This is a genomic window from Candidatus Eisenbacteria bacterium, assembly GCA_018831195.1.
GTDB lineage: Bacteria > Eisenbacteria > RBG-16-71-46 > CAIMUX01 > JAHJDP01 > JAHJDP01.
Genome location: JAHJDP010000037.1, coordinates 53,279 through 68,292, shown reverse-complemented (window position 1 = coordinate 68,292; position 15,014 = coordinate 53,279). Strand labels below are relative to the sequence as shown.

Here is a 15,014-nt window from a genome sequence, read left to right as displayed (position 1 = left end):
TTCCTCTTTAATCGTTCAGCGCCTTTCGCAAATCCTCAGTTAAATCATCGATGTGCTCGATTCCGACGGATAATCTCAACAAAGAATCGCTGATTCCTATCCGGTTTCTTTCCTCCGCTGAGATTTTTGCATGAGAAGTGACGGCCGGAGAACAAATAATCGACTCGACGCCCCCCAGGCTGACCGCAGGTCGAATAATTTCGAGCCTCTTGAGAAACTCTGTGACGGTGATTTTTGACTCGTCCAGTTCAAATGAAAGCATCCCTCCAAAATTCTCCATCTGCGATTTGGCGAGCTCATGTGAGGGAGAGGAGGATAGGCCGGGGTAATAAACCCGGCGGACGCTGTTTCGGCCGGCAAGAAATTCGGCGATCCGCTGCGCATTTGATGACTGCCGCTCGACCCGCAAAGCCAAGGTTTTTAGACTACGCTCCAATGTATAGCAAGTTGTCGCGTTCAGACTTCCTCCGAGATGGCGGGCCAATTCCCTGATATGCAAGGTCTTTTCCGTAGTTGTCACGATCACACCGCAACAGAGATCGCTATGGCCGCCCAAGTATTTTGTGCCGCTGTGCATGACAATATCTATACCGAGTCTGAATGGGTTCTGATTTATAGGCGTTGCAAAGGTGTTGTCCAGAATGGTTACAATAGAATTCTGTTTGGCGAAATCCGCCACCTTCCTTATATCGATGATACCGAGTAGGGGATTTGTTGGAGATTCAAGCACAATTATCTTGGTTCGATCCGTTATGGCATCGCAAATCGATTCGGCGTCGGTTTCGGCAAATGTATACTTTATCCCAAGCCGATCGAACTCGGCGGTGGCGAATGAGTGTGTGCCGCCATAGAGCTCATCCATCATCACAACATGATCGCCGGTGCCGGCAAAGGCCAGGATGGCCGTGCTGATTGCCGCCATTCCGGATGAAAAGAGAAGGCCGCTCTCGGCGCCCTCTAAAGCGCAGATCTTTTTTACAATGACGTCATGATTTGGTGTGTTGAAATACCGGGGATAGGGAATATCGTCCATCCCGAGATATTCATATGATGAGGAAGTGAAGATTGGTGTGTTGATTCCGCGCGTCGTCTCATCTTTGTAGCCTCCGGCGTGGACGCATTGGGTGCTTTTTCTCAAGGAACAATCCTCCACGAGCCAAAAAATATCGGTAATGACTCACCAAATTTCACATGACGATCAGCTCTTTTCTAGACGAGTTACCATTCCATTAAGGGCGACACCGTATAAGATAAAAATAAGCAAGGCGGATCCAAGAGTCACCAGAAGAAGCGGCCCACGAGAGGTGTCGAGACCGCCCCGCAGCAGCGTGATCAGACAGGTAAGGACAAACAGCAAAACGCCGATAACAGCGCCGCCGGCCATTCCTGTTAAATGAAAAATACTCCTTGTCAGCAGGAGGACAAGCCCCCCAATAGCTCCGAGAAACGTTCCAAGAAGCAACACAAGCAGTATTCCATTTAAAGATAGGTTTGGATTATGGGCGGCGGCAAGGGCGACAACAACCATGACGACCCGCCCCAGTAATCCTATGATGAGGGCTCCCATTGCGGCCCCCAGGATCATAATGAAGAAAACAGTGTGAAGGCGCATGATTTCTCCTTATCTAATCATGATGGTGATGAGCAGAAGAAGGAATCCCATTCGCCAACCTAGACCTTTGAACAGGAGATTAGCAATCCATCCGGCGATCGGTGGAAAGAAAAATGTGCAAAGGATGCGAATGGCCGCGAATCGCCATCCCAACAACCCCACTTCGATGGGCAGCCTGGAGACGCCCAGTAAAGACCATGCCGTGAGAAAGGCCACTGTGGTGCCTATGCCGGAGCCGGCCCGCAAAAGCCCCGCCACAATGGGAAAGCTGACATAGGGTCCGCCGGGAGTCAGGATGCCTGCGAGGGTTCCAATGAAGATGCCGCGGGTCCCGGATTCAGGTCCGATCCAGCGCCCTATCGTTTGGCTCGGAATAAGCACTTGAATCATCCCAGCCAATATGAAGGCGAATAAGATGAGAGGAAGGACTTCAATTGTCATACTCATGCCGACTTTAAGGCCCGCGATGTGTTCATTCTGACCCCTTGCCACACCGACAATGAGCAGGCCGATGGCAAGCACCGCCATAATGATTGTCGGAACGAGCATTCTTGGCACTCTGCCTCCTTTTATACAATGTTGGAAACTATAAGCAGTTTAGACGGCTTCTGTGAACCGGGAGCGTCGATTCCCAAAAGGAGTGTACCCAACCACACATGAGTTTTCAGAAAAATGTGGTTTTAAAAGAGATCCGCATCCGCTGACATGGCGCGTGTCAGTATTATAATATCGCCTATCACTATAGTATGCAAGTGGTTACAGGCTAGGCCGGGAAAATGGCGTTGATGAGGAGGGCCAACACAAGCGCGATACCAAGGATCAATAGCGTCAATATCAATGTCAGCCGCTTGCCCATGAATTGAAACAACAGGCCGATGGAAGAGATGCAAATGGCGGTGGACGTCAGAGAGACCGCCACGGCTGAACCCAGGGGGAACCCATGCGATACGAGCGGGCGCAGGAAAAGGATTTCAGCTCCATTGCAGAAATAGAGAGGGATCCCGATCAGAGTGATCATGAGAATCCCTGACGGCCCGTTGATATCCGTAAAAAAGAGCATCATTCTTTTCAAGTCCATGCTCTCCAAGGCGATCCCAATCATGCCGGCTGTGATCAGGTAAGGAAGCACCTTCTTGAACATTCTAAATGTCGCCAGGTAAATATCATCTCCGGCAGGGCCGCAATTTCGAGCGCAATCAAAACTTAGTTCCCTCGGCCGCGTAGAATCAGCCTCCCCGCTGAAAAATCCCATGAGATGGGCTGTAGCAAGAACCATCAAAAAGGAGGCAAGAATTCGGAGAATTCCATAGCGAAAGCCAAGAATTGAGAAGGACATAACAATGATCTGGGGAGATAACACGGGCGCCGCAAGAACGAAGGCGATTCTTGACTGGAACTTCATCTTTCCTCTCATGGTCGAAACCAATGGTATGGCCGCGCAGGAACAAACAGGTATAAGGGATCCATAAAGAAAGGCCGTCACCGGGTTTTTGGGAAAATATCTGTTGAATCGAAGGAAATAACGGCCAAACAAAAGAGCAACGTAAATGCTGACAAAGACAATGATAATTGTCTCAAATAGATATTCGAATATGGTGAATGCAATCCCGGGAAAGATACGATAGAGCACGCATTCACTCCGATTTATATATGAGATATCGTTGATCGCCTTATAGATGAAATCTCCAATCCAGCTTATGACGCTCAATACTAGAGCGGCTTTTATTAGCGCCCTCTTATGAGCGAACTCCCCAAGTTCAATCGGCGCCCCTTTTGCCTGTAACATAGTTCTAGTTGAGAAGAACCAGTTTGCGTGAGGTTGTCTCGCCATCGACGATGAGTACATAGTAGTAGACACCCGATCCAAACATCTCTGTATTCCAATTGACTGTGTACTCTCCACCTTGCTTTCGCTCGTCCAGCAAGGTCTTGATTCTTCGGCCGGCCGCATCCACAACATCAAGTTGAACGCGCGCCGCATGCAGCAGGTTGAACCGGATGTTTGTCTCCGCCCGGCTGGGGTTTGGAGACATTTTGATGAAAGCGCCGTGCCCGTCATTTTCCGGTTCATCCAGCCCGGCTGCAGGCGCATAAAGCTTCAAGATCCACCCATCAAAACGGCCGGCGCCCGAAGCTTCTGTATGGCCCGCGATGGCGAAAGTGTCGCCGGTCAATGCGGCAATGGAGCTTCCCCATTGCGATCCGGAATTTTCAATAACCTGGGACCAGAGCTTGTTTCCGTCCGCATCCGTCTTCACAAGGTAAAGATCGTTTTTTTGTGTGATGGGTTCTTTTGTGACGCCGCAGATCAAGAAACCGTCATCGGATGTCCGGCTGACGGCGCAGCCGTAATCATAGTAATTGCCGGGCTCGCCGTACCGGTGGCTCCATAATTCATTGCCATCACCATCTACATGAATGAGCCAGATATCTTCGGCGTCATTGAGCGTGTGGTCGTTCCCATAGCCCGTGATGACGATGCCCCCGTTTTCGGTGGGCCAAATTCCTGTACCGAAATCCGCATCAATTTCACCGCTGGATGCCAAGTTTTTTTCCCAAAGCAGGGTGCCGTCCGCATGAATTTTGAGAAGATAGAGGTCGAGATTGTTGGAAGCGGTTGTCCCAATTGTCCCACCCACACCATAGGCTCCATCGCTGGTCTCACAGACCGCTGTTCCCCAATCAAGACCCTCACCCCCAAAGGTTTTTGTCCATAGGGTATCTCCCGCGGAATCCGCTTTGAGGAAATAGAGATCTTTCTGCCCGGCTCCAAACGACTCTGTCCAGCCGGAGATGATTAAATGTCCGTCGCCGGTTTCACAAACCGCCCGGCCCTCCTCGTCTCCTTCTCCACCATAGGTTTTGGACCAGAGTACATTGCCGCCGGTATCGATTTTTATAAGATACAAATCCATCCCACCGGATCCGGCTAATGTGGTATAGCCGGTTATTACATATCCACCATCATTTGTTTGGCAGATTCCCCACCCATAATCTCTCCCGGCGCCGCCAATGGTCTTTGTCCATGTGGAGTCACCTTGTGCGTCCAGCTTGGCAAGATAGATATCCGCATTGGCGCTGAAGGAGTAGGTTAAGCCGACAGCGAGTATCCCGCCGTCATCTGTTGCTATGATGGAACGGAAACCGTCATTGGCCGTCCCCCCAAATGTGCGATCCCATTCAATACTCGTTTGGGCTGACGCCACAGCCGCGCCGGCCAAAATCAGACAGCAGATAGACATTATTCTCTTCATGACTTATCTCCTCGTTTATATGCCCGATGCGGTGACTTTAATTATTCGTGGAGGCCGCCCGCATGCTATCGATTGCTGCCGCGACAGCATCGCAAAATTGGTAGCTGTAGTATTGTCCCCTGACGACCGTTAAAATATTTCCATCGAGAACGGGAGGAGAAGGATTGCCGACATAAATGCCGCCGGCCGCGATATATTCATCTTCATATAATCCATGACCCGTAACTCTCACCCCATTGATTACATCCGCGGCGGCAAGAACCCGGGTTCCTCCGCAATGGGCCGCGACAAGAAGGTTTTCACTCACCGCCTGAGCGACGAGGGCGAGGGCTTCCGGGCTACTCAAGAGTTGTGCGTGTGATGTGCCGGACCATGCCTTTGATTGCATGATAGCGACACAATCATATGGAGAGAGGTCGGTGATATCTGTGAGCGGTATATCCACCGTCATTGGACCGCCGTAGTAACATGGTCCGGTCAGCGGCGTGAGGGCCGTTGTTGTCACATTCCAACCGTAGAGTTCCATGACATCGCGCATGAGATTAATGTTTGCGCCATAAGGGAAGCAGATGACGAGTAAAATGTTAATCTCATCCGATTCGCGGTCGACATCCGCTGTGATTCCCTCAGCCGCTGAAATTGCCGCATTTGATGTGGCGGCCAGCAATAGCAACAAAATCGTTATGAAGATTTTCCTCATCTTGTCCCTCCTCAGCAGGAATTCCAAATCTCCGACCCCGGCGGGGAGAGTTCCCCACGTCCTGGATTGAGGATACAGAGGTGGCGTCTCGCAAACGTCTCCAGGCTCGGTTGCAACGGGAAATACCGGCGACGGTCTCGTATCCTGCTGCTATTATTGCAGTTAAAGGCTAATTGGTGACAGGGTGTGCCGTGTCATAATGTCGGGGGAAAAAGAAACTGGAGGGTTGCCGGGAATCGGGCGGCCCAGAATGATTCGTGATGGTTGGCGCCTTCGTCTTCGAAGCTTTTGAGATCGATACCGGGTATGAAGCCCTTCTCCAGCATGACACCATGCAGGGATCGAAGCTGTCTGATGCTGTTGCTGATGCCGCTGTTGTCGGTATCTCTCTTTGTGCCGGATTCAAGTGTTCCCATATCCATGTACAATTTTAAGGGCCGCTTTTTGCTGGATTGAACATATCGAATAAGATGATTGTCATCCCACCAGATAGAGGGGGAAAGTCCGGCAATCAGACCGAACGTCTCCGGATAAGTGAATCCGGCGTAAACGGCCGTCAAACCGCCCAACGACGAACCTGCGAGCCCTGTCTGTTCTGGATTTGTCATTGTTTTGTAATGGTCATTGACATATGGAATAACATTGGAAATGATTTCTTGCAGATGCTTGTCTGCGGCGCCTCCTTCTCGCCGGCTGGAATCGGGCCAGGGAGTGTACTCATTCACGCGATCAGCTCCTCCGTTATCTATGGCGATGACAATAATCGGCTGGATTTCACCCGCTAAGATCAAACGTTCACAAATCTCATCAACGCCCCATTCGCCGGCAAAACTCGTGGCATTATCAAAGATGTTCTGTCCATCCAGCATATATAGAACCGGATAGCGTCTATCAGGTTCGGTGGCGTAGTTTGGAGGCAGGTAGACCCAGATTCGGCGGTTTCTCGCAAAAGCTGGAATAGTGATCGTGCTTACATTGCCCGTGATGCTGTTTTTTACCGGTGGATTATCCGCCCAAGCCGCAACGGTGAATGTGTGTGTGCCGGATTCGGTAATGAACAGTGTTCTGTTGGCTATCTCCTCTCCGTGGGAACCCTTCTCTACAACACCCCAATGTCCACGGGTAAACTTAAATTGGATGTGTTGCTCGTACGGCAGGCTCAGCGTGATCTGATAGGTCCGCCGATCAATCCTGTCTAATTTGTGAGTCTCGCTGGCCGGATTCCAACCCTGAAAATCCCCTGCGATGAATAAACCGGAAGTGTCGGGGGTGTCGGGCGGGACGCTTACTTGAAAGGTTAACACCCTCATATGATCCTCTTCAGAAATGGCGCCGTCACCATGAGACGCAAACATCGGCGAGCCAAGGCCGAGCATAATAATGACAGAGAAAAAACAGGTCTGTTTCAAGAACAGACCTGTTGATGAAGGAGCTTTGAGGGGAAAAGGCGGTTTTCGGGACATTCCCGGCTCACTTCTCCATAAGGGCGGTAATGTCATCCGGCACAATGAAAATGCTGTCAGGGATATCAACATTGAATTCGATTTTGTCGCTCTTGAAAATCATTTCCTGCATTCCCATAAGAACCTGTCTGGATGTATATGACATGAGGACGCCGTTGACTTCCCGATAGTCACCCGGGAAATTCTCGATCTTGATGGCTCCCATGGTCGTGTTAATTGTCGCTTCGATTTTGACAAGAAGATGGGATTCGGCGTCGAAATAATGTTTTTCAGGCTGGCCCTCATTGGGGGTCAAGATGACCGTATTACAAAGCTTGCCGTCCAACGTATCGACGCCGGCATATTCAGCCGTCTTGAATAACTGCTTCCAAAGCAGCGTGCTGTTAAATGTGGCGGCCCGCATGGAGGAGGCCCGCTCCTCGCCTTCAAGAATTCTGGGGCCTGACATCATTGTGATTTCCCAATAGACGGATCCATCTGTGCCCGATTCGATGGTTCCGATGGCCGGGGATTCGATTTTGCTGTACGACTTGTTCGGTTCTTCAGAGTAACTTATCATGGTGGCTTTGATGCCCATGGCCGGCATCTCCATCGATCCGCTCGAGACCTGATTGTGCAGCGCGCTATAGGCATCCTTCCCGCCGGTAGCCTTTATAAAGGCCTCTAAAATTTCGTCACCGGTGGGTTCCGATGCCTTGGTATTAAGAGAAGGAAACACCGACAATGCCATTATCGAAACAAGCACGATGATCAAAATTTTCGAATAAGAACAATTGTCACGGCTTGAAAACAGAGAGTTGAATCTCATCCTAGTACCTCCGGAACGGGTTGGTGTGTGGGTTTCAATCCAGCTTAATGAGTTTCCAGCATCCAGTCCACTGCGGAATCCAGGATCGGATCCCCGCCTTGAAGCAGTTTTTCCCGCGTTGGGACGACTTCAACATGCGGAAGAACGCCTGCGCCTTCGAGAGTGTCGCCGCTTTTCGACACATAGTCCGCGATAGCATATTGGAATCCGTCACCGTTGGGGAGTTTTTCAATCATAGAAGGCAGCGCGGCGCCGGCGGTCTGCTCGCCGAAGAGTTGAGCGCGCTCCAGATCCCTGAGCCCTCCCGCGAGAATCTCTGATGTTGATGCAGAGAGACCGTCGATGAGTACAGCCAAAGGCCCGTTAAAAGTATGGGCCCGTGGGCTGACAACAAACTTTATCTCCCCTTCGCGGGTTGTCATGGTGCCCAAACGATATCCTTTCTCATCGATAAACCACCCGGCAATGCCCATCGCCATCGATCCGATCCCTCCAGGGTTTCCTCTCAGATCGATGATGATCCCCCGGCAATCCTGAAATTCATCCATCGCCGTATTTACACTCATCATAACAAGCATTGGATCCAGGAAAAAATTAAAGGCGATATAGCCGATGTTTTCATCGAGCCGCTTTGTTTCAACCCAAACATGCGTCGCGGGCAGATTGCCGAATTGAGCCCTCTTCCCCTTGGCTTCCGCAAGTACGATCTCGAGATCCTTCTTGTTGTTCCGCCCGTCAAGGAACTGAACTGAAACGGTGTCCCCAATCTGTCGATGCAGTCTCGAATCGATGGCGCCGCTATAGATGTAATCATCAAAAGTCTTATCTCCGAATTTCTCGAACAGCTCTTCCAGTTTTGGCCGGATTTCAATGCCGCCGATACGGAGAATCTCCCAACCCGGACGGATGCCGAGCTGGCCGGCGGGAGAAGAAGGCTCAACCGAGACAACCAATGCCTGTTTGTCAACGACGCGTATGTGCATGCCCGTGGCGCCGTCGCCTTTATCAACCGTTCCATCGGGATTGATATCTTCATAAAGATCGGCAGGAAAGATTTGGAAGTGGGATTTTCCAAGTTTTGAAACCAATTCAAACATGGGCTGGCGGGCTTCCTCCATTGTCTTGGCCTTCTCGATCGATGGATAAAGCTCATCATGTATCGACTGCCAATCCAGCCCCCCCATTTCGGGATCCCAATATTTATCATTAATGGTCTGCCATATATATTCGAAGGATTCGATATTGAGCCGCCGTTGTTCTTCGGTGAGCGGTCGCGAATTTTCGAGATCTGCGCCGGGACCTTTCGGGCCGGTTGTACAGCCAATCATTGTGAGGCAAAACATAAACACCAGCAGCACCGGAGCCGCGAAGCGAATTCCGGCAATCCCGGTCTGCTTGGAAGACCCGGTGGGTGTTCGTAAAATCATGAGTTCCCCTCCATCTCAGTTACCGAAAATCCTCCACCAGAATGAGATCTCTCTCATATTTTTCATTTCCACTATAGAGCAGGTACTGCCCATCTGGGGAGATATCGATGTCAATGTATCGTTTTTCATTCAAGGCGAGAATGGAATCGGTCTGACATGTAGAATAATCGTAGAAGACCAAAAGACTGTATCCCGGTTTTCGTTGAATCGAATAGACCCCTTTTGGAGTGGGGGTGTAACAATTCCAGTTTGAAAGAACCTTTCCATCGGTATAACAGGTTCTTTCGCCATCAATTAATGACAGCCTGCAGATGCAGAAATCCAGAGGCCGCCAATAATAAAGATAGAGACCGTCCTCCGATTCCTTGAAAGCTTCAATCCCGTCATCAGTCACAAGAACCCGGCTTTTCCCCTCCTGGTCCATCTTCCAGATCTGCCATCTTCCTGCATCCTCTCGCGTGAAATAAAGATGCTCTCCATCACTGGACCAAAAGGGCCTGGTTTCGTTATGGTTGTCGTGGGTGAGAAGCTTCGGCAGGCTGCTGTCGATCTCCATGATATAAACCGAGGCGTTTCCTTCGGGCATAGCCGTGAAGGCCAGACGGTTTCCATCCGGAGACCATCTGGGTTCCATAATGAAAGCGCCGTTAAAGTTCGTGAGCTGGCGCGGTCGTTTTCCATCCGCATCGCATATCCATATTTCCCGGCTTCCTGAACGAGAAGAGATGAATGCAATGCGCCCGCCGTCTTGAGAATATCTTGCCTGACAGTCGGTCCTGGTGGATGAGATAAAGGGGCCGGAAACGCCGCATGCATCCGGATGTGTCATTGGAACGCGCCAAATATTGCAATCGAATATATGCTCCTCGAAGACAAGTCCTGCGCCTTTCACGGCGATAGAGGGATTAGCAACGGTAGCGCTGTGGGTCGGCAGCCAGGCGAGGGCTCCATTGTCTATGGTGACGCGCCATAATGAAAAGTGTCCCGATGGAGCCGCCGCGATGACAAGACTCCTCCCGTCCGATGTCCAATCGAGCCCCTGGATACTATGTTGAAATCGCGTCAGCCGCCGTTCGGTTCCGCCTCCCGTGGGAATCAGGAAGATATCCCGTTGGGCGCTATAGCCGGCGCGAATAAAGGCTATTGTTTTGCCGTCCGGAGAAAAGGCCGGCCAGGAATCGCAGGTAAACTCCTCCTGGATGAAGGTTAGATATTTAATCTCCATTGTCTCGAGGGAAAGAAGGGCGATGAGATAGGGCTCTTTGGGGTCCGCCGCCGCCGAAAAGGCGATCCACCGTCCGTCGGGCGACCAATCCAATCCGCCGACGGAGTTCTCGATAAAAGACAACCTGCGTTCTGATCCGCCCAGGACCGGTTTTATATAGATTCCTGCTCTCTCTCCATAGCGCACGAAGGCAATTGTATTGCCGTCAGGGGACCAAGCCGGATACGATTCATCCGCCGGATTGTCGGTCAATCTTAAAGGGGTCTCCGTGTCCAGTTGTTTAACATAAATATCATAATTATCTCCATCTTCACCCGCCCAGACAAAAGCCACCTGTTTTCCATCGGGCGACAGCGCCGGATACATCTCGTTTCCTGGATAGCTTGTGAAAGGCCTCCCCTTGAGGATCGCCGGTTCAGCCGGAGGCCCTTTGCGCCACTGCTGAATGATGGCTATGGAGAGGATCGCCAGGATGATCGCCGGCGCCCAGATCAACCATGGTCTTGATTTGGAGACCTCTCTTTTATCGAATGCCGGAGGAACGGTTCGCGGGCGTGCGTTAACCTCCGCTGTTCGGGGCGGCGGCTGATCCGCTTCAGCATGCCTCACCTCGGTGATCAGACGGTATCCCCCCTTGCGAATCGTCTCGATATAATGGGGGGACTTGGTGTTGTCTTTCAGAATCCGGCGCAATTCCGAAATGGCGACGGTGATCGCTTCCTCACCGACGATAGAATCACCCCAGACCGCCTGAAGCAGAGCATCGCGTGAGACAACTTCACCGGGGCGGTCGGCAAGACAGACCAAGACATGCATGATGCGGGGTTCTATTTGTTGGATCTCTTCCTTAATCGTCACCCGGTTCAGTGAGGGCTGAATGAAGTATTCGTTAAGGTAGAAGGGGCTGACAGCCGCGGGGCGATGCGGCAATGGTTTACCCGGATTGTCCATTCGGCTCTCGCTCTCCCTCGATCCCCCCAACCCGGCGATTCATCTGATCCTATTCTATTCCCTGCCTCGGCCGATTTCCAGAGATGGAGTTTGGATTTTTTTGATCGGGTATGGGCCGGAGGGAGAATCCATCTCGTTGACATATAGCATGTTAGAAATCTTTTGTCACTCTTTAGGTTTTCTGAAGGTTCCGTTCAGGTCTTGAGAGACTGGAATGACTTTAATGGGTGAAACGGGCGCTGTTTTCTCAGGGGGTTGAATATCGAGGCCGGCTCGTCTCAAGTCGAGCGCGCCGGTGTCGCCAGCCAGTCAAAAGGAGGTCTTCATGCGCGCGGTTGTATGCATTGCCGCATTCCTATCTTTGTTCTCTGCCGGTGTGACGGCGAATGATGCCGTACAGACGGATTGGTGCGCCGGTGGCGTGGAACCGGGTCCTGTTCATAGCTGGGGCGCGGGTTTTGCGGCATCGTCGGACATTTCCTGGCGGTCCATACCCGGCCAGCTTGCCCTCTCATCAGTACTGCTTTCAACACCTCAGATGACACCGGTTCGTCCTCCCTTGACCTGTGTCTATGGGATTTACTCGTTTGATTTTGACCATGACGGCGATATGGATATTTTTGGAACAACAGACACCGCTGCGAAAGTCATCCTCTGGATCAATCAGGGCACACATCCGGTGACCTGGGTTGAGCAGATCATCGACGATGATTTCGAGGGCGGGACGGCGGTTCATCCCGCTGATTTTGATATGGACGGCGATATTGATCTTGTGGGTACGGCGCAGACCCCGGGCAACAAGTTGGCTTGGTGGCGAAACGATGGCGGGGATCCGATTGTTTGGACGAAATTCATAATCGATTATTCTCTGTGGGTTCCCTGCAACGTCTTTGTCGCCGATCTGGATGGGGATGAAGATCCGGATGTGATCAGTACATCATGGACAAGCCAGTTTATCGGATGGTGGCGGAACGACGGCGGCGATCCGATTGTCTGGACCCGTCTCATGATCGGCCCGGGCTTTAGTGGAGCCCACTCGGCGTTCGGCGGCGATGTGGATAATGACGGGGACATTGATGTTGTCGGCACCGCGGCCAATCACAACGAGGTCTCGCTCTTCTTCAATGAAGGCGGCGATCCCATTGTCTGGAGCGAGCAGCTTATCAGCAACACCATGACGGGCTGCCGTTACGCCACTTTCGGCGATATTGATAATGACGGTCTTCTTGATATTGTCGCCGCCGCTTGGGACGGCCAGCTTCATTGGTGGAAAAATGGAGGGGATGATCCGATCACCTGGACGCTGAATGGCATAGATGTCGAATGTTATGGAGGACATTATACATACATCGCGGACATCGATGGTGATGGTTTCCTGGATGTCGTGGCGGTGGGCGCCCTTGTGAATGCCATCTATTGGTACCAGAACAGCGGCACTGAATCGGTTACATGGACCAAACATATCCTGACGGAAACGTACCCCTCGGCTCTGACGGCCTTCCCGGCGGATGTCGACGGAGATGGATCCCTTGAAATCATTGGATCGGCGCATACTTCCGGAGAAATCAATTGGTGGAAGGTCACCGAATTCAAGCCTGCCGGTGAGCTGCAGAGTTCTGTTCTGGATCTCTACAGCGATCCGCTCGCGGCCGATATCGATTGGACAATCAAGGAACCGGCCGGCACCGATCTAAGTTTCCAGGTAAGAAGTTCAGATGATCCGGGAGATTTGGGGGATTGGTCGGCCGCCATCAGTAGCCCGGGGGATCTGACGGAAATGATGGATCGGTACTTCCAGTACAAGGTTCTTCTGCAGACAACCGACCCCGCATTGTCCCCCGTGCTGGAGGATTTTTCGATTCACTGGGACCTTCCAGCGGATGTTCGGGGGGAAAATTCTTCCCGATCAGACTCGATTCAATGGCATGTCCCCAATCCGCTGCGCGCCCGATCGCCTATCGATGTTACAATTCTAAAAGATCAATCCCTGCGTCTGGATATCATTGACGCCCGCGGGCGTCTCCAAAAAACAATGGCTGACCGAAGCTTCAGGGCCGGCCGCCACCAAATCCAGTTGCCGAAACTGGCGTCGGGCGTCTATTTCTGCCTCATCGACAATGGGATTGAACGATGGAGCCGCCGCCTCGTCGTCGTTGAATAAGAATCGGGTGAAGGACGGGCCATCCCACCGGATCGCAGCCGGTGGGGTGGCCTATCCACCCGCCGCGGAACTTCCTGCGACCCATCCGGTTGAGAAGGCGGCCTGAAGATTGAACCCGCCCGTGTCACCGTCCAGATCGATGACTTCACCTGCAAAGAAGAGGCCTTTGATCAGCTTGGATTCCATCGTTCGCGGGTCGATTTGTTTAAGATCGACACCGCCTGCCGTGACAATGGCTTCCTTGAACGATCGGGTTCGAAGAACCTCGAATTTGAAATTCTTGAGCCAACCGCACAGGCGATTCCGTTCCCCGGCTGTGATATGGTGGCCCTGTTTGTCGGCGGGAATTTTTGTGAGGTCGATACAAACCGGGATGAGTTTTTGAGGAAGAAGTGTCTTTAGGATGGTTTGAAATTGCCGGCGGTTTTGAGCCTGGAATTCCCGGATCAGCCTTGCATCGAGTTTTGATTCATCAAGGGCCGGCTTTAAATCGATTGAAATCTCAACCTTCTTTCCGTCTTTGAGCTCGTCTCCAGCCTCACGGCTCAAAGTGAGAATGATCGGACCGGAAAGGCCGAAATGTGTAAATAGCATTTCCCCGAGCAATTTTCGCCGCTTTTCACCGTCAACTAGAAGAGCCGCTGTTACATTTTTCAGGCTTAGACCCTGAAGCCGCTTGGCCGTTGGGCCGGATGTCACGAGCGGCACAAGCGCCGGACGCGCCGGAATGACTCTATGACCGGTTTCCTCGGCGAAATCGTATCCATCGCCGGTGGATCCGGTTGCGGGATAGGAGGCGCCCCCGGTGGCAAGGATGACGCTATCCGCGGGCGCCGTCTTGGAATCCGCCGCGCGTATCAGCGTCGCCGGCGCCTTTCCGTATGGCGTGGCGCAGAAGGTAACACCTGAAACCCTTTGATCCTTCGTGGCAATGCCCAAAACCGTCGCGAGGGTGCGAATTTCCGCGCCATGAGCATTTAGCCAATATGTCAGAGCGCTGGTTATCTCTTCAGCTCTATTGCTCGCCGGGAAAACTCTGTCTCCGCGTTCGGTGACGCAACGAACACCCTTTTGTTCTAAAAATTCGACGAGATCCGCATTGGAGAACCGGGAGAGCGCTTGGCGCAAGAACCGGCCGTTGCGTCCGAAGTGCGTTATAAATTCCGCGGTGGGGGCCATATTGGTCACATTGCACCGCCCCTTGCCGGTAATATTCAATTTCATGCCGGGATGAGGCATCTTCTCAAGAAGTAGAACCCGGGCGCCGAGTTCGGCGGCGCGGCCGGCGGCGAAAAGACCGGCGGCACCGCCACCGATGATGACAACCCTATTTGGAGATGTTGCGCCGGATTTCATGCGGTACGACCTTGGGCGGCAAAGACCGCGCATTGATATCTGTACTTAATGCCTGTA

The 15,014-nt window shown here is 52.1% G+C and carries 12 protein-coding genes; 1 reads left to right on the top strand and 11 read right to left on the bottom strand.

The window, feature by feature from the left end:
- Positions 1-7: 7 nt before the first annotated feature.
- The 10 genes from KJ970_07780 to KJ970_07735 form a co-directional block, all read right to left on the bottom strand.
- Positions 8-1,138, bottom strand: a complete 1,131-nt coding sequence (locus tag KJ970_07780; protein MBU2690815.1) for a PLP-dependent aspartate aminotransferase family protein — start codon at positions 1,136-1,138, stop codon at positions 8-10.
- 60 nt (positions 1,139-1,198) lie between these two features.
- The gene (locus KJ970_07775) at positions 1,199-1,612 is read right to left on the bottom strand and encodes a hypothetical protein (GenBank protein MBU2690814.1); all 414 of its coding nucleotides are present in this window, start codon (positions 1,610-1,612) and stop codon (positions 1,199-1,201) included.
- Between the two features lie 9 nt (positions 1,613-1,621).
- A complete protein-coding gene (locus KJ970_07770; GenBank protein ID MBU2690813.1) occupies positions 1,622-2,161 on the bottom strand; it encodes a permease in 540 nt (179 codons plus the stop codon).
- Between the two features lie 214 nt (positions 2,162-2,375).
- Positions 2,376-3,398 carry a permease gene (locus tag KJ970_07765; protein ID MBU2690812.1) on the bottom strand — a complete coding sequence of 341 codons (1,023 nt, stop codon included), beginning with the start codon at positions 3,396-3,398 and terminating at the stop codon, positions 2,376-2,378.
- Between the two features lie 4 nt (positions 3,399-3,402).
- Positions 3,403-4,866: a T9SS type A sorting domain-containing protein gene (locus KJ970_07760; protein ID MBU2690811.1), complete on the bottom strand. Its 1,464-nt coding sequence runs from the start codon at positions 4,864-4,866 to the stop codon at positions 3,403-3,405.
- Between the two features lie 37 nt (positions 4,867-4,903).
- The gene (locus KJ970_07755; GenBank protein ID MBU2690810.1) at positions 4,904-5,566 is read right to left on the bottom strand and encodes a DJ-1/PfpI family protein; all 663 of its coding nucleotides are present in this window, start codon (positions 5,564-5,566) and stop codon (positions 4,904-4,906) included.
- Positions 5,567-5,760: 194 nt separating this feature from the next.
- The gene (locus KJ970_07750) at positions 5,761-6,921 is read right to left on the bottom strand and encodes a phosphonate ABC transporter ATP-binding protein (protein ID MBU2690809.1); all 1,161 of its coding nucleotides are present in this window, start codon (positions 6,919-6,921) and stop codon (positions 5,761-5,763) included.
- A 115-nt stretch (positions 6,922-7,036) separates the two neighbouring features.
- On the bottom strand, positions 7,037-7,759 hold the full coding sequence (locus KJ970_07745; protein ID MBU2690808.1) for a hypothetical protein: 723 nt from the start codon (positions 7,757-7,759) through the stop codon (positions 7,037-7,039).
- Positions 7,760-7,881: 122 nt separating this feature from the next.
- A complete protein-coding gene (locus tag KJ970_07740; protein ID MBU2690807.1) occupies positions 7,882-9,264 on the bottom strand; it encodes a hypothetical protein in 1,383 nt (460 codons plus the stop codon).
- A 19-nt stretch (positions 9,265-9,283) separates the two neighbouring features.
- On the bottom strand, positions 9,284-11,440 hold the full coding sequence (locus tag KJ970_07735) for a winged helix-turn-helix domain-containing protein (GenBank protein MBU2690806.1): 2,157 nt from the start codon (positions 11,438-11,440) through the stop codon (positions 9,284-9,286).
- Between the two features lie 325 nt (positions 11,441-11,765).
- Between KJ970_07735 and KJ970_07730 the strand changes: the two genes are divergently transcribed.
- On the top strand, positions 11,766-13,601 hold the full coding sequence (locus tag KJ970_07730; protein MBU2690805.1) for a T9SS type A sorting domain-containing protein: 1,836 nt from the start codon (positions 11,766-11,768) through the stop codon (positions 13,599-13,601).
- Positions 13,602-13,652: 51 nt separating this feature from the next.
- Here the strand turns inward: KJ970_07730 and KJ970_07725 are convergent, their stop codons facing one another.
- On the bottom strand, positions 13,653-14,957 hold the full coding sequence (locus tag KJ970_07725; protein MBU2690804.1) for an NAD(P)/FAD-dependent oxidoreductase: 1,305 nt from the start codon (positions 14,955-14,957) through the stop codon (positions 13,653-13,655).
- Positions 14,958-15,014 lie beyond the last annotated feature (57 nt).